At 46.6% G+C, this 20,493-nt stretch carries 13 protein-coding genes and 1 pseudogene; 4 read left to right on the forward strand and 10 right to left on the reverse strand.

Going from position 1 to position 20,493, the window contains the following annotated elements:
• Positions 1–116: 116 nt before the first annotated feature.
• From lhgO to FLM53_RS23900, 4 genes are all read right to left on the reverse strand, one after another.
• A complete protein-coding gene (gene lhgO, locus FLM53_RS23885; protein WP_176679108.1) occupies positions 117–1,331 on the reverse strand; it encodes an L-2-hydroxyglutarate oxidase in 1,215 nt (404 codons plus the stop codon).
• A 26-nt stretch (positions 1,332–1,357) separates the two neighbouring features.
• The gene (locus FLM53_RS23890; RefSeq protein ID WP_176679107.1) at positions 1,358–3,535 is read right to left on the reverse strand and encodes a TRAP transporter permease; all 2,178 of its coding nucleotides are present in this window, start codon (positions 3,533–3,535) and stop codon (positions 1,358–1,360) included.
• Positions 3,536–3,687: 152 nt separating this feature from the next.
• The gene (locus FLM53_RS23895; protein WP_176679106.1) at positions 3,688–4,701 is read right to left on the reverse strand and encodes a TAXI family TRAP transporter solute-binding subunit; all 1,014 of its coding nucleotides are present in this window, start codon (positions 4,699–4,701) and stop codon (positions 3,688–3,690) included.
• Positions 4,702–5,021: 320 nt separating this feature from the next.
• Positions 5,022–6,362, reverse strand: a complete 1,341-nt coding sequence (locus tag FLM53_RS23900; protein WP_176679105.1) for a sigma-54 dependent transcriptional regulator — start codon at positions 6,360–6,362, stop codon at positions 5,022–5,024.
• Positions 6,363–6,591: 229 nt separating this feature from the next.
• Between FLM53_RS23900 and FLM53_RS23905 the strand changes: the two genes are divergently transcribed.
• Positions 6,592–8,655 carry an ATP-binding protein gene (locus tag FLM53_RS23905; protein WP_176679104.1) on the forward strand — a complete coding sequence of 688 codons (2,064 nt, stop codon included), beginning with the start codon at positions 6,592–6,594 and terminating at the stop codon, positions 8,653–8,655.
• 118 nt (positions 8,656–8,773) lie between these two features.
• Here the strand turns inward: FLM53_RS23905 and FLM53_RS23910 are convergent, their stop codons facing one another.
• From FLM53_RS23910 to FLM53_RS23935, 6 genes are all read right to left on the reverse strand, one after another.
• Positions 8,774–11,224 carry a family 20 glycosylhydrolase gene (locus tag FLM53_RS23910; RefSeq protein ID WP_176679103.1) on the reverse strand — a complete coding sequence of 817 codons (2,451 nt, stop codon included), beginning with the start codon at positions 11,222–11,224 and terminating at the stop codon, positions 8,774–8,776.
• Positions 11,225–11,366: 142 nt separating this feature from the next.
• Positions 11,367–11,996, reverse strand: a complete 630-nt coding sequence (locus tag FLM53_RS23915) for a bifunctional 4-hydroxy-2-oxoglutarate aldolase/2-dehydro-3-deoxy-phosphogluconate aldolase (protein WP_176679102.1) — start codon at positions 11,994–11,996, stop codon at positions 11,367–11,369.
• A gap of 20 nt (positions 11,997–12,016) precedes the next feature.
• Positions 12,017–12,964 (reverse strand): sugar kinase, encoded by a 948-nt coding sequence (locus tag FLM53_RS23920; RefSeq protein ID WP_176679101.1) that lies wholly within the window; start codon positions 12,962–12,964, stop codon positions 12,017–12,019.
• Between the two features lie 128 nt (positions 12,965–13,092).
• Positions 13,093–14,607: a sodium:solute symporter family protein gene (locus FLM53_RS23925; protein WP_048660497.1), complete on the reverse strand. Its 1,515-nt coding sequence runs from the start codon at positions 14,605–14,607 to the stop codon at positions 13,093–13,095.
• 206 nt (positions 14,608–14,813) lie between these two features.
• Positions 14,814–15,206, reverse strand: a complete 393-nt coding sequence (locus FLM53_RS23930; protein ID WP_017065166.1) for a RidA family protein — start codon at positions 15,204–15,206, stop codon at positions 14,814–14,816.
• Between the two features lie 103 nt (positions 15,207–15,309).
• Positions 15,310–16,743, reverse strand: coding sequence for an amidohydrolase family protein (locus tag FLM53_RS23935; protein ID WP_176679100.1), 1,434 nt, complete (start codon positions 16,741–16,743; stop codon positions 15,310–15,312).
• Positions 16,744–16,919: 176 nt separating this feature from the next.
• On the opposite strand from FLM53_RS23935, the gene FLM53_RS23940 reads away from it, so the two are divergent.
• The 3 genes and pseudogenes from FLM53_RS23940 to FLM53_RS23950 all read left to right on the forward strand — a co-directional run bounded on the left by FLM53_RS23940 (position 16,920) and on the right by FLM53_RS23950 (position 20,314).
• Positions 16,920–18,194 carry an amino acid deaminase gene (locus FLM53_RS23940; protein WP_176679099.1) on the forward strand — a complete coding sequence of 425 codons (1,275 nt, stop codon included), beginning with the start codon at positions 16,920–16,922 and terminating at the stop codon, positions 18,192–18,194.
• Between the two features lie 89 nt (positions 18,195–18,283).
• Positions 18,284–19,147, forward strand: a complete 864-nt coding sequence (locus FLM53_RS23945; RefSeq protein ID WP_017632021.1) for a MurR/RpiR family transcriptional regulator — start codon at positions 18,284–18,286, stop codon at positions 19,145–19,147.
• Between the two features lie 154 nt (positions 19,148–19,301).
• A pseudogene (locus FLM53_RS23950) lies at positions 19,302–20,314 on the forward strand (IS110 family transposase).
• Positions 20,315–20,493: the final 179 nt, after the last annotated feature.

Consider the following 20,493-nt stretch of genomic DNA (forward strand, 5'->3'; position numbering starts at 1 on the left):
ATCCGCACAAACACGGCGAAAACTAAAAATCCGCGAGTTCGGTCCTATATAGAATTGCGCTCGCGGATTTTTTATTCTCTTTGGAGAAAAGTTCGATCAATAATTTTCAGTTATCATCACGCCGTCTTTTTCATCACCTTAGTACAAATATACTCACCAATAGGCATTGCTGAGGTCGCCGCTGGCGATGGTGCATTGCACACGTGCAAGCTTCTTGGGCTTTCAGCAAACAAAAAGTCATGAACCAAGGTGCCATCTTTGAGTACCGCTTGGGCACGAATGCCTGCTGGGTAAGGTTTGAAATCTGACACCGTAATGCTTGGGCAGTACTTATTAACCAACTTTAGATAGCCCGGCTTCCACCACGAATTCTTAAACTCGACCAAACCGGTTTTCAGATTATTCGCAGTCACTTTCCAGAATCCGGCAAAGCTCAGCATCTGCCAAGTGTCCTTGAAGCTAAAGTTCAGTTTGCCATAACCTTCTCGCTTCCAACCTTGAACTGCATTCGGCCCTACCGTTACCGAGCCATCAATCATGCGCGTTAGATGCACACCCAAGAAAGGCAACTCAGGGTCTGGAATCGGGTAGATAAGGTGATTCACCACATGGTTATGTTTGGCGTCCAGCTGATAGTATTCACCACGATAAGGCACGATCTGGAAGTCAGTTTCAATGCCAAGCATGTTGGTCATTCTGTCGGCCATCAAACCAGAACATGTGATCAAGAATCGGCTGTTCAGTTGTAGAGTCTGACCATCTACTTTGCAGGTTAACTGAACCTCATCGTCTTGCTCATCCGCCATGATCACTTCAGTGCCAAGGCTGAGCTTACCACCAGCCTCAACAAACTCTTGAGCCATTACTTCGGTGACTTTTTTGTAGTCGACGATACTGGTGGTTTTGACATAAATCGCGCCCAAGCCCGTGATGTTCGGCTCGGCAAGTTTGAGCTGTGCTTGATCCAACAGATCGACATCAATGTCGTTATCATGACAACGTTGATAGAGCGCGTTCATGCGCTCCACTTCCTGCTCATTGGTCGCGACCAACAACTTACCGCAGTTTTCAACGGGGATATCGTGTTGGCTACAAAAGGCGATGGTGCGCTCGACGCCACGCTTACAAAAATCCGCCTTTAAACTGCCCGGAGCGTAGTAAACGCCAGCGTGAATCACACCACTGTTGTGACCGGTTTGGTGCTGCGCCAAGCCACGCTCCTTCTCGACTAAAAGGATACTTTTATCAGGATGAGCTTGTTGAAGTTGCCATGCCGTCGACACGCCAACAATGCCACCACCAACGATAATATAGTCGTATATTGAATTCATAATGTTCCTACATTCAGTCCTTTAAATTATAGGGAAGACGCGACAGTGTCAGGCTCGGTTTGAGGCAACGAATCTTGCTCATCGTCCGATTCTTTTTTCACTTGATTGATATCGTACTTACGACCGCTGTAGATGAAGATAGCGATAAACAGAGCCACACACACCAAGCGAATCACGATTGACACATCAGGCCAAACCAAAGCCACACCCAGTGCAATCAACACGGCACGAAGCGCGAGATTAATTTCACTCTCTAAGTAACCCTCAATCGCGGCAACAAACGCGTAAGTACCAATGATAGCAAAGCCTCCTGTGACCAAAACCGAGGTCACATCCCAACTTACTAAGTTGGTGTAAGCGATAAGCAGTGGCACCAAGTACAAGCCTTTGGCGATCTTCCACGCCATTAAACCAGTTCTCATCGGCGGTGTTTTAGCAATGGTTGCGGCTGCAAATGCGGTTAAACAAACAGGTGGGGTTACGTTGCTGTCTTGCGATAACCAGAAGATGATCAAGTGTGCAGAAAGCAGCGCAAGGCTGATTGCTTCCAAGCCTAAGCTTTGCTCAAGTAGCGTTTCGACAAAGTCAGCAGGGACTAACGCGATCATCTCTTTGGCTGTTTCGAGAGCCATTGGCGCATTCAGTAAGTCTAACTTGTCTGGTGCCGCCAACATGAAGATGGCTTTGGCCTGTTCAGGTAACTGACCCGAAACCAACAAGTCGAGCAACTGGCTTTCAGCAATCAGTTTGTACAAGGCTGGCGCAGACAGAGTGCCCAACACGATATAAGCGGCGGTTACTGGTAAGCCCATACCCAGAATCAAAGACGCGAGCGCGATCAAGGCAATCATCACCAACAAGTCGCCATTCGCCCAGCTGTTGATCATCAATGAGAAGGTGTTACCAATGCCAGTCGTGCTGATGACGTTGATAACGAGGCCAATGCCCACCAACAATACCGCCGTGGTCGCCATGTTTTTTGCGCCTTGAGAAAGTGCTTCGACGATCGCTTTTGGACCCATTTTGTGATTTTTAGAGAACCATGAAGCCACTACGACAGACAGAATTGAAATACCTGCAGCGTAAGTCGGCGTGAAGCCCTTCACCAACAGAGTCACCAACACCGCTAATGGGATCAGGTTGTGCCAACCCGACAGCAATACCTTCAATAGAGGTTCACAGCCAGAAGTGACTTTTTGCACGCCACTGCGTTTTGCTTCAATACGCACAAAAAACGCTACCGACAAGAAGTAGATAAGCGCAGGTAAGAAGGAAACCGCGATAATATCGACATAAGGGATCTGTGTGTAAGACGCCATGATAAACGCACCTGCGCCCATCACTGGTGGCATCAACTGCCCGCCCGTTGATGCAGCCGCTTCAACACCTGCCGCGAAACGCGAAGGGAAACCAGCTTTTTGCATCAGAGGAATACTGATAACGCCCGTAGATACGGTATTTGCTACGCTCGAACCAGACACTGAACCCATCAAGCCTGAGCCAATTACCGCGATAAAGCCCGGGCCACCAATCACTTTACCTGCCGCCGCGCGAGACACATCAATGATGTAATCACCAACACCCGAGCGTACTAAGAATGCGCCAAATAGGATGAACATGAACACGAAGGTCCAACTGATTCTCGAGATCGAACCAAACATCCCTTCCGATGAGTAAAAGCTTCGGTAAAGCAGTGTTTCAAGGCTCAGACCCGGAAAGTGGAAGATGCCACTAGTCCATTGTCCCCAGAGCACCACGTAGCTCAAGCACACCAAGATAAGCACTGGAATAAACCAGCCCATGGTGCGGCGAATCAACTCAATGACGATGGCAATCGCCAAAATAGAGAAGAACCAATCACTGGCGATGAACTTCACGCCTCGCTCATAAAGGGCGTCTTCTGCAAAGGGAATGTAGATAAGACAAGCCAGAGCTGCCAAGGCAATTCCGATATCGACCGCTAGCGCTATCTTGCTCCTTTTCAGCGAGATATGAGCGGGATACCAGAGCGCACAAATGATCGCAAAACCAGCAAAGTGAGTCGCCGAGATCCAAAGCTCTGGCAAGGTCGATAAGGTATTAAACCAAATATGTAATAGGGAGAGAATCACTCCCATGGTGGTTATCGCTTTGCCCACCCACGGAAAATCCGTTCGGGTCGGCAATTCAAATTTTTTCAGTTCCTGCTGCAGCGAATCGCTCATAGAAAACTCCTGCTCTCCACAGCGAAATGCGCAGAGAAAATCCATAAAGTAAGCAGGTGCACGAACACATTCACGATCGAACGTGCACCAAGCAATTAAGTCACTAAGGGGGTTTTGTTTAACGGAAGTAAACCGTCAGTCGGCGAAAACCGTTAGTTAACGATCAACTCAGAAGGAAGCTCGATGCCCACTTCTTGATAGTAACGTGCAGCGCCCGGGTGAAGTGGAACAGGCAAACCTGCGATCCCTTTCTCAAGTGCCATTGCTTTGGTTGCTTTGTGGATACCTTGTAGGAAAGGTAGGTTTTCATAGATAGCTTTGGTCAGCTGATAAACATCTTCTTCAGAGATGTCTTCACGAACCGCTAGGAAGTTAGGTTGGGCGATAGTGGTGATTGGCTTATCAACACCTGGGTAAGTGTTAGCTGGGATCTCGTACTTGGTCCAGATGTTGTAATCGCCATTTGCTTGTTTGATCTGCGCATCGGTAAAAGACAGAATTTGAATGTCTTCACCCAAGGCTGCAAAGGCTTGTGTTACCGCACCAACAGGCACGCCAGCAGGTGTGTTCATGCCATCAATCGTGCCGTTTTGTAGTGCACTGGCACTGCCACCGTAACCCATAAAGGCGAGTTTAAATTGTTCTGGGTTAACCGATAGGCCCTGCATGATCTGGCGTCCTGAATTCTCTGTCCCTGAGTTCTTTTTACCGATAGAGAATTTCTTGCCGTTTAGATTTTCTAAGTCGCTCATGGTGCCCGTTTCTGTCAGGTCAGAGCGCACAATAAAATGCTCAACGTTTTGCCACAGCATAGACACTGAGCGCAGCTGAGTTTGGCTGCCCGACTTCTCGTATGGCCCTAAACCTTGCCAAGCCCAAGCACCGTACAAGCCCTGTAAAATAGCAAACTGTGCTTCGTTTTCATTGAGCAGTTTTACGTTCTCACCCGATCCCGCAGAGCTAATAGCCGCCAAAGAAAAGTGCTGCTTTGGCGCAAGCTTAACTTTACTCAATGTCGCCAACGCTACACCCACAGGGTAGTAAGTGCCGCCGGTTGAAGCCGTCGCTAAAATGTAGCTACGCTCTTCTTGAGCTGAGGCGTTGCTGATAAGGCCGATAGAAGCCATTGCGATTGCTAAAGTTTTAACTAGCTTGTTGTATTTCATTGTTACTCTCCATGTAGAGTTATTTACGTTATATTTTTGTTAACAACAATCGCTAGATAGCAAGCACAATGCCAATTTTTAAATCACTGTTTTAATTGAATTTTATTCCAACACTCACTTAAAGTGAGCTATTTCTTGCTTATTTGACCACGAATGAATGAGCCATTTTTTGCTTATCCAAAGCAGCCATTAACATCTGTTTAAAGCTAGTGAGGTCACACTGCATCATATTTATGTGATCAATATTTATAAAATGACAAATATGAGGTGAGCCATTTTTTGCTCATTGATTCAGAGCGCACTTCAAATCTTGTCATCATTTACGAATCGACATAATCGCTTCGGTTTAAAGCATAACGCACCATCTTTTGATTCAATGTTCGACGAGGTAAATCCAAGTCTTGCATCACATCATTGATTCGCCCTTGATAACGGACTAGCGCATCATGAATCACTTTTCGCTCGAAGCTCTGAACCTGAACCGCCAACGGGATCCCCGCCGTTGTAGACTCTGTTACTGAGTTAGGACGACACGCCAAAATATCGCCAACAGTCAGGCTTTCATCCAATGCAAAACGAATCGCGACATTGCGCAATTCACGCACATTGCCCGGCCATGCATAAGACAACAAGGCATAGCGATCCGCCTCGCTAGCGATTCGGGTTTCACTGTTCGCTTCTTGGGTAAAATGTTCGAAGAGAATCAACGCATCGTCTTCTCGCTCACTCAGCGGAGGCAAATGCAGTTGCGCGACGTTCAAACGATAAAAAAGATCTTGGCGAAAATCAGGATGATTGAGCAGATCGCTTTTCGAGGCGGAGACCACTCGCAGATCAACGTTCTGTTGCTGATTACCCCCCACCCGTTCTACAACGTTATCTTGTAAGGTGCGCAGCACTTTGACCTGCATCGACAGCGGCATACTCTCAATTTCATCAAGGAACACGGTGCCTTTGTCGGCAAACTCAAGCTTACCGATGCGTCTCTTAGCCGCCCCCGTAAAAGCGCCCGCTTCATGACCAAACAGCTCGCTTTCAAACAGATTTTCGGGAATCGCGCCACAGTTAAGCGGCACAAAAGGATGGGTTTTACGCTGGCTGAATTCATGCAAGCAAGAGGCAACCAACTCCTTACCACAGCCCGTTTCACCATAAATGATCACGTTGGTATCTATCGAAGCGACTTTCTGGATTTGCTCTCGCAGTTCACACATCACCTTACTTCGACCAATCAGCACCTGTTCAATGCCCTTCAAGTTATCCAGATAGTTCTGACGACTGTTTCTGTCTTGACCGCTTTGATGTTTGTCGACCGCTTCCGATACCGTTTGAGACAGGCGCTCTGGGTCGAATGGCTTTTCAATGAAATCATACGCACCCTGCTGTAACGCCTTTACCGCCATGTCGACATCACCATGACCCGTGATCAAGATAACAGGCACATCTGGCACAAGACTTTTAAAGCGCCCTAATAGTTCAACACCATCAATATCAGGTAAGCGAACATCGGTGATAATGGTCTGAAAATCACCCAACTCGACAGCATCTAACGCATCTTGCCCCACTTCAAACGCGGTGACATCAAAGCCCGCCAACTGTAACCATTGGCTGGTTGCTTGACGCACAATCGCGTCATCTTCAATTAAAGCAATACGCTGCATAGTTTGGTTCCGCCGCTTACACCTGAATAATGTCGCCCACGGTATGTAAAAAAGGCGCAGACGAAAAGGAGCTAGCTCCCACTTTGAATAACACTCCTTTAACAGTTTAATAATGTTTGTTAGCTTCGATCTGTCCCACTCTCCACCTTCCAATCAAGAAATCAGTGAAGCTTCGCATCTCATTAATTTGGATAGGCAACTCGCTAATTTTAAAAGGATTTAATCAAGCATGATTAACAACAATCGATATTGGTTATTCCTATGTGCCTGTTTATTGATTGGTTTGGTTCAGGTCACCACCAAGAATGGCATCAGCCAGTGGAAGCTTGAGCAAGCCCAACGCTATGCCGAACAGCGCTTCCTTGGTTACATTGCCGAAGCCAGGAGAACCCTTAAGCGCTTCTATTATCTGCCCTACCTAGTCACCAATGATGAAACCACAGTGCGTTTTATCGATGGTGAAGACCGCCTTGAAAAACGCATCAAGAAACAACTGATTCAATTGGATAAAGCCGCTAATACCAAGGGTTGGTATCTGCTTTCTGGCGAAGGTGACTTGTTGGTATCAAGTGTCGAAAGAAGCAAACTGAGCAATAAGAACGCCAGCACAATTGTTTCGAAGATCCACCAACAAGGTGGTGCGATTTCAGTGGTGACAAAAAACAAAGGCGTGACACCCGATTACTTCATTGCCGCACCCGTTTATCGAGCCTCTGATGTGGTCGGCATTGTCGCAGTACAAATCGATTTGTCATTGTTAACCGATCAATGGTTTGCCGATGGTGAAGCGATACTGTTCCAAAACCCTCGTGATCAATTCTTCCTCTCCAGTGATAACCGATTGAGTGCTGACTGGTTTAATGACACCTTCAACTCTCAGCCGACAGCGACAAAGCGCGAGCTGTATGACCAAACCCACATTCGCGTGTGGCGACTGCAAGGTAAAGACTATCTGATTCAGTCGATCAAGTTAGACGACCTCAACTGGCGATTAACCTACCTGACGCCATTAACCAGCCTCAACCAAACTACGAGTTGGATAAGTTGGAGCGTAGCGGTGGCTTGTCTTTTCGTCATGCTATTGCTAGTGATTCTTTATCAAAGACGCCAGAAAAAACTCAGTAATCTGCGAATCCAAAAGCTAATCGAAGAGTCGGAAAAGCGCCTATCAGGAATGATAAACAAGACCCACGTTGGACTTGTACTGATCGATAAACACGGCCACATCCACGACATTAACTTGATGGCGAAGAATTACTTCTGTTTGTCCGATTCCATGATCAACAACATTGAAGCATGGCAGTTATTTCAAGCGGGTAATCCGAATTCAACCACGCTACAGCTGCTAAAAAATCTAGATCAACACCAAGAACTGGCCGAGATCACCAGCGTCGAAACTATGGCACGACGCAGTGATGGCAGCTACTTCCCCGTATTGTTCTCTATAAGCGCCTTTCCTTGGCACGCCACGACCTATTACCTGTGTACCGTGATTGATATTAGTAAACGTAAGAAAGCAGAGATCGCGGTTCAGGAAGCCAATAAAACACTTCAACTGCGGGTAGAAGAGCGAACACAAGATCTAAAAGATGCGCAGCAAGAGTTGGTTGAATCAAGCAAACTTGCCGCATTAGGCCGCATGTCGAGTGCCATTACTCATGAACTCAATCAGCCGCTGACTGGCCTAAAAACTCTGCTTTCAAGTAACCAGTTACTGATGGAAAGAGGCGAAACCAAGATGTTGAAAGCGAACATGGACTTAGTCATGAGCCTAATCGACAGAATGGCTAACATGACCAGCCAATTGAAGTCGTTCGCCTTCCAAAGATTGGAAAAGCCTTACCCAGTTTCACTGACAGACGCATTGCAAGAAACCCTGCGCATTCATCAAGCCGAATTGGAAAACGTCGATATTCGAGTGCGTGTCGCTTCCAATATTTCGATGGTAATGGGAGAAGAGGCGCGACTTAGACAAGTACTTGGTAACCTGCTTAGAAATGCTATCGATGCCACGCAAAATCAGACGCCAGCGACCATTATTATCAGCGCTCATACCGAGCAACAGCGCGTGATCATCAAGGTTCAAGATAATGGTTGTGGTGTGTCTGAAGATCAACTCGAAACGATTTTCGAACCGTTTCATACCAACAAAAAGATGGGCGAAGGCTTGGGGCTCGGGTTGGCTATAACGGCGAACAACGTGCGCGATATACAAGGCACATTAATAGCAAAGAACAACTCAGACCAAGGCATGACATTTACGTTAACACTGAAAAACATCGATAGTGAGTAATCACTTACATAGAGACTAACGCAAACTCCCTTGAGTCGCTAAAACTTAAAAACCGCCCACAGAGGGCGGTTTTGATTCACTGATTGGCGTGTGACTTATTCGCTAATCCGTTAACGACTTACTCAGCTAACTGCTTCAACAATAGCTCTGTTGGGCGCACAATCGCGATGATCGATTCATCGTAGATCTTCGCAGCATCAGACAATATTGCTTGGTAGGCCTTCACGTCTGCTGCTCGAACTTTTTCGCCTGCTTGTGCTTTAGCAATCAAGGTTAACGCCAAGTCTGCAACTTCAACGGTTTTCTCAGCAACCACCACCGTCTCTACCGAAGACACGTTACCAGCGAAGACAGTTTCTGTAGCCTGTGCAGCCGATTTGGCTTGTTGATAATGATCAGCTAGTTGTTCAAGCGCCTGCTGATTACCCGTCGCGACTTCATTGACTAAATCTTGCATCTCATACACTGCGTAGCTTTCCACTGGCAACGCATCCACGAAGCGGTTTAGGCGCTCGTATTGGCTGTACAAGGTGCCCTTAGGTTCTGTTGAGTTCCACTTCTCCCAGTTACGAGCATAGTACTGTGCTGGCTCGGTGTATTTAGCTAACACGCGCAAGTCGTGAATATCTTGGCCTTTTGCAATGCGCTTCAACAACATGTCAGCATCGGCGTGGTGACGTAACCCAACCGACACTTCCGACCATGTATCCATCGCTTTCATGCGCTTATACATGCTTCGTTCGTCTGTCAGTTCTGCATCCGACCAGAAACGTTCTGCAATTGCATAGCTACGTGGCCATAGGTAGTTTTCGACCGTGAGGCTGTCTTTGTTCTCTAGCCACATAGTGATCTCACCGCCTAAAATCAACTCTTTTTCTTTATCGGTCAGCTCCGCAGGGTAGCCACCATTTGGCTCAGGGATCACGCTACCTTCAACATCACTGCTCGCAATCACTTCACCTGTGGTTGGCCAGCGCACGTTACCAATTAACTGATAGCTGCCTTCCGCAAACCCATTTGGATTCAAGTTCAAGTTGAACTCGGTGTACGACATGAAGTTATCGAAGTGACCGACAAAGGTTTTGCCCGGCACATAATTAAGGATGTAGATCTCTTCACGAGACTTGCCGTTGTAATCACTGAACGCACGGAAAGTGCCATCTTTTGCTTCAATGATAGTCAGTGTTCCCTTACGTGGGCTGCCTTTAGAGCGAGGTTTTTGCCATTGGTAAGTCACAAACTTCTCACCGCTGTGAAGCTTGTCGTCAACCGTGATGCCAGTTGGCATTGGATCATTACGATAGTGGTAACTGGTTGGCTGAGGTTGGTCTAGGTAATAACCCGTAGACAGAATACCTGGGTAGCCCTCTTTCGCCGCACGACCAATGCTGTCGTGTCCTTGCCAGCTCTGAATCACGATAGAAGTTGGCAGATCTTTATGCCAAATCTCATCCCAACCCGTCATCTTCTTGCCGCGTTCTTCCAGCATCTTTTCAACTTTTACGTTGAGGTAAGACTGCAGGCCGCGCTCACCATCAATATTGTTCTCTTCAATGAATTCTTGGTGCTTTTCGCTGTTTTTCCACTGCGCATAGTTCGGCTCATCGCCCCCAATATGGAAGTACTCATCTGGGAACAGTTCTGTCACTTCGTCGAACACGTCGCCCAGCATTTCATAAAGCTCTGGGTTAAGTGGGTCCATCAATGGCTCAAACACACCCCAGCCACGTTCTTGTTCATAGCTTTGACCTTCACCACCCGACATCAAGCGTGGGTAAGCATGCGCCACAGCAGAAGAGTGGCCCGGCAGCGAGACTTCCGGAATCACACGAATACCAAGGTTACGAGCATACTCGACTAGGTAACGAACTTGATCTTTGGTGTAGTAATTACCATCGGCAGTTTCAGACCACAAACGCGGCCAAGATTCCGTTTGAATACGGATACCTTGGTCGTCCCAGAAGTGCCAATGGAACACATTCATTTTCGCAGACGCCATCGCATCTAACTGACGAATCAGCACATCAAACTCAATGAAGTGACGTGAGGTATCGTAAGAGACACCTCGCCAGCGGAAGCGAGGTTCATCGACAATCGTAACGGCAGGAATGTGGTAGCCAGTCGCCGTGGTTTCAACGAGCTGTAAAAGGGTTTCGATGCCGTGGATAGCGCCATAAGGGCTTGGTGCACTCAGCGTGATTTGCTCACCCTGAGTGGTAATCTTGTAGGACTCTACAGAGTCGATGTTCTGTACTTCAGACTTTGGTGCCGCGTCGATATCAATGATCAGGTTCGCTTCGTCTGCACTATCAACCTGCCAGTTTAAAATCGGCACGCCAGTTTGGCGCTCTAGGCGGTCGATAAAGCGTTTCGCGGTGTATTCAACGCGGTCAGAGTTAAAGCCTTTGATGTAAACCTTGAAGTTACCGTCGACCTTAACTTGTCCAGCTTGAAGCTCAACTTTCTGTGGATACGGCATTAAATTTAGATCGGTATTCGGAGCCATTGCTAACGCCATTGGGGACACTACTGAACCTGAAATCAATAGAGACAATATAGTTTTTTTCATTATTAGTTTTCCTATATAACGGACGTTCTGTTTTGTTTATCGGAGGCGATTCACAAAACAGAACCTTTCAGCCACTGCTGTTGTTTATCGTGAGCTCAAAGCCTATCGTCTGTGAAAAACGAATAAGCTCACAAACTTATGACTAGCTAACCAACTCTACCGCTTCACGAACCAACACCGCGATCTCGTCCCATTGTTCGTTCTCGATCATTTTTGGCGATACCATCCAAGTGCCACCGCAGCAAACCACGCGATCAACCGCTAGGTAATCATTGACGTTGTGTTTGCCGATACCGCCCGTTGGCATTAGCGACACATCAACGTAAGGCGCTAGCAAAGATTTCACCATGTTGATGCCACCAGACGCTTCTGCAGGAAAGAACTTCAAGAAGTTAAGGCCTAGCTCCAACGCTTGCTCTACTTGGCTTGGGTTGTTTACGCCAGGAACGATTGGCATACCGATCTCTTGGCAGCGCTTAACCGTGTTTGGATTCAAGCCTGGCGCCACGATGAATTCGCTGCCCGCCTCTTTCGCAAGGTCGATTTGCGCTGGTGTTAATACAGTACCCGCGCCGATACACATCTCTGGGTAAGCATCACGCATCGCACGAATCGAATCTGCTGCCGCTTCAGTGCGGAACGTCACTTCTGCTACTGGCATGCCATTTTCTACTAACACTTTTGCTAGTGGAATCGCATGTTCCACTTTGTTGATTTGGATAACAGGGATAACTTTGAATTGCTTAAGTGTGTTGATCATTTCTTGAGACATAATAAATTCGCTTTATTTTTCTATTTTTTAATTAAGTGATTCATAGCGCTTACCGGGATGATCGCGCCTGAGTATTGAATAACGGTAGAAGCCAGTTGGTGACCTAGTTCAGCTGCATCGGTGGTGCTCTCACCAGTAAGGCGCGCCGCTAAATAGCCAGCTGCGAAGGAGTCACCCGCTGCACAGGTGTCGACCACGTTAGAAACACGAGTCGCTGATACATAGATCTCAACAACATCGCCCTGTTCAACTTGAACAATCTTGCATGGCTCACAGCCACGTTTGATGACGATCTCTTGGCAACCCAAACGAAGACAACGCTCTTGAACGCTCTCGGCGTTGCCCCAAACCAGCAAGTCGTCGTCTTCGGTAATCAAGGCGATGTCTACCAATGGCAGTAACTTGGCGTACCAGTGCTGAGCTTGCTCGGTGCTCCAAAGCTGAGGGCGATAGTTGTTATCAAAAATCACCTTGCCGCCTTGATTTGAGAACACGCTGATTGCTTTGAATAGGCGAGCACGAGAGGCGTCATCTAAAATCGCAATGCTGATACCGCTGATGTAAACCGCATCGACTTGTTTCTCGGTCAGGGCGATTTCAAGCTTATTCAAGTCATTAGCACGGAAGTAAGATTTTACTGCCGCGTCATTGCGCCAGTAATGAAAGTGTCGCTCACCTGTCTCGTCGGTTTCGACCATGTAGAGTCCAGGAAGCTTGTTCGCAATGCGTTCTACGAAATTGGTTTGAATACCTTCTAGCTGCCAGCTATCAATCATATTTTGAGACAGCTCATCACAGCCAAGACCTGTTGCATAGTGCACAGAGAGGTTTTGATGTTGAGTTAAGCGAGAAAGGTAAAGCGCGGTGTTAAGCGTGTCACCGCCAAACTTTTTGGTTAATGGAGAGCCGCTGATTTCGACCATACATTCGCCAAAAAAAGCAATATTGAAATGAGAAGATGCAGACATAGCCGATCCTAAAATATAGAGATAGATGGGGAAGAAGGCCCTGCCGCTAAGCAGAGCCTGAGCTAGCTAATTCACTCCACAACGTGTTGTACTAACTTTTTGTACTGACTCGCTGTGGAGCGTTGAGATTAGCTTGTTTGATTTGCAGGGCGTTGAGGTGCCGCCTCTTCTTCAAGTACGCCAGTCTCAGACATTTCCATCTCCATCAGAGCACGCTCGTCATCAAGAATCGCTTTTGCCATTTCAGGTGTTACTTGGTTAGCTGGAGTCACTAGGCTCACAACCACACCTGCCGTTAGAGCAAACAGACATGATGGGATAACTGGGTTGCCCCAGAAGGCTGTGTAGTCAGCGTTTAGCATTACTACGAATGAAGCTACAGAAGCACCCGCTAGTGTTGCAAGCGCACCTTGCCAGTTGTAGCGTTTCCAGAATTTACCCAACATACCGCACACAAACATGCCCGACATAACCGTTGAAATCATCTTAGTGATGTAGCCAATGATGTCGTTTGACGTCAATGCGAACAGCAGTGCAAAACCAATTACCACAACCAAAGCTAGACGAGAGTAGTTCAACATTGATTCTTTGTTTGGTACACGGCCTGTGAACATCACGTACACATCACGCAGTAGGATAGATACACCGGCAATCGCATCTGAGCTTGCGCTCGACATGGTTGCAGATAGACCTGCGATAAGAACAATCATGCCTACGCCGACGGGAAGAACCGTTGCAGCTACGTAAGGGAACGAGTAGTTCGGGTTATCCAATGATGGGTCGATTGCGTGCGCAGCCATACCAATGATTGCTGGAATAATTGAGAAGAAAAGGTACAACACACCAGAAGCGACGAATGAGCGACGGATAGTTGAAACATCTTTACCAGAGTAGATACGCTGACGGAATGAAGGTGTTGCCAGTACGCCCACACCGATAACCACAGCCAGAGAAACAGCAGGCAGAATGCCCAGTTTATCGATTGCTAAAAAGCTTGTAGCAGCAGGGTCCATCGCAGCGTAAAGGTTGTCCATGCCACCAATGTGATCAACAGACATTACCGCCATTAGGATGAAGCCAGCAAAAAGGATGATTGCTTGAATCGTATCAGTCCACACAACCGCTGTGTAACCACCGATAACAACGTAGATAGTGAATGCAGCAGCAATAATGATTTTCGCAAGGTTGAGGTCGATGTCTGCAATCCACGCTAGGTACATGCCGCCACCTAGAATGTGCGCACCTAACCAACCGATTGACGCGATAAAGATAAGTAGGCCAACCACGTTTTTTACGATTCGGTTAGCGCCAACGTAATAAGCCAGCTCTTCACTCATGGTCATGAAGTTCAGTTTACGAACCGGAGCAAACCAAAGTGCAAGCAATAGGATGCCCACAGCACCACCAATTCCGTACAGAGCACCTGCCCAGCCATTTGCGTAGCCAAAGCCAACCGCGCCCATACTTGAACCCGTGCCGACCATAGTCGCAACTGTTGTACCAAGTACTAAGAATAATGGCAGGCCACGGCCGCCTAATAAGAAATCTTCGCCAGATTTTTGATTACGCGAGACAAACCAGCCTAACCAAATTAAAAAACATACGTACACGCCGAAGCCTGTAAGAAAAAGTGTGCTGTTCATTTAACACCTCTCAGTGAAATATTAAGTTCATTCTTGAACTTTATTTATGATTCATTCATTTTTATATTTCATATAATTACTTCATTGATTTTATCTATTTTAATTAAAGTAATTTTTATAAATGTAGGGTGAGAGTATTAAAGGATAATAACAGGGATGACTAACCCCTAATACTCTCTAAGTAGGTATTTGTGATTAGGTTATTACTAAACGCGATCCGCGCGGTAGCAAGTCACATCTACTTCAACCTTCACGTCTACAACTAGGTCGCAAACCATGCAGATACGGGCCGGTGGGTTAGCACCGAAGAACTCTTTGAATACCTTATTAAAAGATTGGAAGTAACGAGAATCCGTTAGCACAACCTTTACGTGCATTACGTCTTCTAGGCCGTAGCCCGCTTCAGTCATGATATCGACACAGTTTTGGATCGCTAGGCGAGACTGGTCAACAATGCCACCCTCTACCACTTCACCATCTGTCATCGGTGTCTGGCCAGAAACGTATAGGAAACCACCCGCTTCAGTTGCGCGTGCAAATGGTAAATGTTGTCCGCCTGTACCTGTACCGCCTTCAACACCGTAACGTTTAATAGTCATTTTTTAACTCCACTTCTTTATAGATAATATTGGTTCTTTACCAATATATTTAAATTAATTCGTCGTTTTCTTATTACTGTATATTTAATAAAATAATTAAATTCTAATTACGGTAAATAAAAACGCCTGAACGATTATTTTTTACTTTTCCTTTTTGGTAAGTTAACTCACCATTTACAAATACACTTTCAATTCCCTCAGCAACTGAAATAGGATTTTCAAATGTTGCTGTGTCTTTAATATTCTTTGGATCAAAGAGAACTAAGTCGGCAAATGCGTCTTGGCGAATCTCACCTCTTCCCGCGAGGTTGTAGCGCTTCGCAGACATTCCGGTCATTTTGTGAATCGCTTCTGGCAGCGCGAAAAGTTTTTCATCTCGGCAGTAATGGCCTAAGACTTTCGGGAAGGTGCCCCACAATCTTGGATGTGGATGCGGGTCATTGGGTAAACCATCAGAACCAACCATGGTCAGTTTGTATTTCAATACGCGCTTTACGTCGTTCTCATCCATACAGTGATAAACCGCACCTGCTGGTTGAAGCGCTTTTGCTGCGTCCATCAACGGTAGGTTCATCTCGTCAGCAATCTGCTTAAGCGTTTTGCCTGCATGTTCTGGCTTTGCTTTAGACCAAGTGATGAAGATGTCGAAATCGTCTGTCACCTGTTTCAGATCTAATGTCGAAGAGCTCGCTGAGTATGGGTAGCAGTCGCAAGACACATCTTGGTGCTCTGACACCTTGTCCATCAAATCAAGTACTTCAACGGTTCTGCCCCAGTTACCTGCACCTGCACATTTAAGGTGAGAGATAACAACGGGCACTTTCGCGTATTGCCCAGTCTCAAACGCTTCTTCCATCGCGCTTAAGATCTCTTCGAATTCGGTACGCATATGCGTGGTATAGATGCCGCCATGGCTAGACAGCACTTTCGCTAACTGCATTACTTCATTGGCGTTGGCTTGTTTCGCGCTGGCGTAAGCCAAACCCGAACTCAAACCCAATGCACCCTGCTCCATCGCTAAATCAAGGTTGGTTTGCATTGCTGCTATTTCTTCTTCGCTTGCGGTGCGCTGTAGGTCGTCCATCACTTGATTACGTAGTGTGGTGTGGCCAACTAACGCTGCTACGTTCACCGCTGGTTGCGCTTGCTCTACGGCTTGTGCATATGCGGCAAAGGTTGGGTATTTAAAATCAGCCTGTGCGCCTAATAGGTTCATTGGGTCAGGTGGATCGCCCGCCAAAACCGTTGGTGATGCGCTGATGCCACAGTTGCCAACAATCACGGTTGTCACACCTTGGCTAATCTTAGGTAGGCAGTCTGGGTAACGAATTACATTGGTATCGTCGTGTGTGTGTACATCGATGAATCCAGGAGCCAATGCTAAGCCAGCTCCCTCAACCAACTGGCTACAATCTTCATGATCGATTTTGTCAATTTCGGCGATTTTTCCATCTCGGATTGCTACATCGGCACAAAACGATTGTTCGCCGGTGCCATCAAACACCTCTACATTTTTAATTATCGTATCGAACAACATTTCTCACTCTCTCAATCCACTTTGTTGATGGAACTATATTAGAAATCCAGCCGATTATTTTCAGTGACAAAACACACATAATATTTTAATTTGTGTGATAGTTTCTACCACAAAATACATTACAGATATATTTAAAAATTAAATAACAACAACTTAAATCATGTTAGGAATCAGCAATGAAACATAACCCTGCACAAAAAGATGTTATAAAGTATCAAAAAGATAGTTTCATCTTGACTGAAAAAGGCCAAAAAGGAAGAGCAGTATCACAATCTGAGAACGGTGTTTATCGACTGGTTGATGAAGACATTTCGCTTCCGGTAGCAATTATCAAACAATCAGCGTTGACCAATAACCTGAATTGGATGCAATCATTCGCCAATCATCATCAGGTTAAATTGTCGCCACACGGCAAAACATCGATGACACCTGACTTCTTCCGTCAACAGCTAGAAAATGGCGCTTGGGGAATTACGGTTGCGACACCTGCACAAGCAGAAATTGCAGCAATGGCAGGCGCAAAAAGAATCATCATGGCTAACCAATTGGTAGGAAAAACCAATATGGCGATCATCGAACAGCTTATTAATGAGTTCGAGGTTGATTTCTATTGCTGTGTGGATTCGTCAGTCAACGTGCAGCAACTCAACCAATATTTCGCCAACAAAAAGCAGACGCTAAAAGTGCTAATCGAGTTTGGTGTTCCGGGAGGGCGTTGTGGTTGTCGTTCACCTCAAGAGGTTCTAGAGCTGGCGCAAACTATCCAAGATACGCCTGCGCTTTCGCTAGCGGGTATTGAGGTATACGAGGGTGTGATTCATGGCGACAATGCCGAGCAAGATATTCGTACCTTCTTAAACCAAGCGCTCACTTCGGTCGAAAGCCTTGCATCAGATGGCTTAATTACAGGCCAGCCTATCATCACAGGCGCAGGCTCGGCTTGGTATGACGTGGTGGCAGAATGCTTGGCAAACCTAACGGATTATTTAGCGATTATCCGCCCAGGCTGCTATGCCATTCACGATACTGGGATCTACCTCGATGCCCAAAGCAAGGTGTTGCAACGTGCCCAAGTAAACCAAGGTTACGCTTGTGAACTGGGTGGTGATTTAGAATCAGCACTTGAAGTGTGGGCGTATGTAATCTCTCGTCCGGAGCCAACCAAACTGGTGATCGGGCTAGGTAAGCGTGATGTGGCCTTCGATGCGGGTTTACCTATTGCCGAGCGCGGCTATCGCAATGGCGAAGCTATCTCAGTGAAAGGGCTAACAGCTACCGCGGTAATGGATCAGCACACCTTTGTTGAAACGGACGGTTCTGCTGAGATTGAAGTGGGCGACATGATTGCGTTCTCAACCTCACACCCATGTTTAACCTTCGATAAATGGCGCTACATTGCCATCAGCGATGACGACTATCAGGTCACAAACTGGGTAGAGACCTGCTTCTAGCTCTATTTTTCAATAAGCTAGAATCAGCGAAGCATTCAGATATACTAACGGGGCTAAGGCTTAGCCCCATCAACAAAGGATCAGGATTCTTGAGTTTAGAAGTAGATATCATTTCACAGATAACGGAGCGTTTTCCCGCTCTTCGTGATGCAGAGAAAAAAGTCGCCAAGCTGATCATGGACGACATTGATTTTGCAGCCAATGCCAGTATCACAGAGCTTGCTGAAGGTGCTCAAGTCAGTGAAGCCACGATTACCCGTTTTGCAAAGGCGATCGGCTGTAACAACGTGCGTGATATGAAAATCAAGCTTGCTCAAACCTTAACGGTTGGCCAACGCTTTATTCTCGAACCGGTAAACCAAACTGGCTATCAAGGTATCTACGAATCGATCAAGCAGAGCCTAGACATCAACCGCACTCTATTCAAAGAGCAAGACGTTGAAACTGCGGTGAGTTGGCTGCACAACGCCAGACAGATCATTGCTATCGGCATGGGAGGCGGCTCGACCATCGCTTCTCAAGAGCTACAACATCGACTGTTTCGCTTGGGTTATCCGGTTGTGTCATACAACGATGGTTTAATGTCACGCATGGTTGCAGCCACGGCAGATGCCAACGATGTGATGGTGATGATTTCCGCGACAGGTTTTACGCCAGTGATCACCGAAACCGCCGAACTAGCAAAGCAGTATGGCCTTAAGATCATCGCGATTACCCCGCAAGACACGCCACTGGCAAAGATTGCCAATATTGTTTTGCCAATCAAGCACATGGAAACCGACTTCATCTACAAGCCATCAGCGTCTCGCTACGCAATGCTGGCGTTAGTAGATGTGCTTTCGATGGGCATGGCGGTCAATCACAAGAACCGCTCACGCGATAAACTTCGCCGCTTGAAGGTTGCTTTAGACTCCTACCGAGGCGGCGGCGACCGACAGCCTCTCGGTGATTAAGGTTTAAAACGACTAAGTCATCAACTAGACGATTTCAATAAAAAGCCCCGCAGTATTCACTCAATCGAGTCGATACTGCGGGGCTTAATTATATGGTCCGCCTCACTCTCAAGCCCTTAAGCTTAGAGTAGGCTCTCAGAATGAGGTGAACCATATGTCTTCTATTCATATTTTAGGTATCGACCTAGGTAAACATTGCTTCCATGCTATCGCACATAACCGTTGTGGTGTGGAGGTGCTTCGTCGTAAATTTAATCGTAACCAACTCTTAATCTTTCTTAGTAAAATAGAACCAACAACTATTGCTTTCGAAGCCTGTGGCGGTGCTCATTGGCTTGCTCGAAAATGTAGTGAGTTTGGGCATCAACCCCGACTTATTCCCCTCAGTATGTTAAGCCTTATGTCAAAGGCAATAAAAACGATTTCATCGATGCTTCAGCGATCGCAGAGGCTGCGGGTCGACCGACCATGAGGTTTGTAGCTGTAAAAAGTGAAGAGGCTCAAGTCATCGCAGCGATTCATCGAGTCAGAGATAGTTATATCAAGGAGAGAACTGCCACTATGTCGCGGATCGGAGCGATCTTACTTGAGTTCGGCCTTAGCTTTCCCAAAGGGCATGCAAAGATGAAGTCTTTGTTTCAATGGTTAGCAGAACAAACCGTCTCATTACCAAAAAGCTTGCTATGTGAATTGATATCTATCCACGAGCATTACAAGTACCTTAATGAACAAATCAAAACTCAAGATAACAAGCTTCAAACTATTGTTAATAACAACGAAAGTGCTCAATTATTAAAAACTATCCCTGGAATTGGTGATCTTACCTCCACATTGTGTATTGCCGATGTAAGCTCTCCGAGTAACTTTACCAATGGCCGTGAGATGGCGGCTTGGTTGGGGCTTGTGCCAAGGCAATTCTCAACGGGAGGAAAGACCAAGCTACTTGGTATGAGTAAACGAGGGAATAAACACCTCAGAACTCTGTTTGTCCATGGGGCAAGGGCTGTACTCTCTAGACTAGAGACGACAGGGAAAGTGTTTGGAGAGTGGCTTGTGAATCTACGAGCCACCAAACCATTTAATGTAGTGGTAGTCGCATTAGCCAACAAGCTAGTGAGGATAGCTTGGGCGGTGTTATACCACCGCCAAGCTTTTAAGGCTGTTTAGCTATAACCAAGTTTGCAACGTCAATGAACGTGATGACAAAAACGGTCAATCGGCCAGATTAAGAACCTGACACAAAAAATAGCAATCAATGCTTTGGGCTTTTTAAGGATAATCTGGCGCGGATATCATCGTGGAGCTGGGAAGCTAGTGCTCCCAACAAGGACTCCGAATACATTAGC

The sequence above is a fragment of the Vibrio sp. Scap24 genome, from assembly GCF_013394185.1.
GTDB lineage: Bacteria > Pseudomonadota > Gammaproteobacteria > Enterobacterales > Vibrionaceae > Vibrio > Vibrio pomeroyi.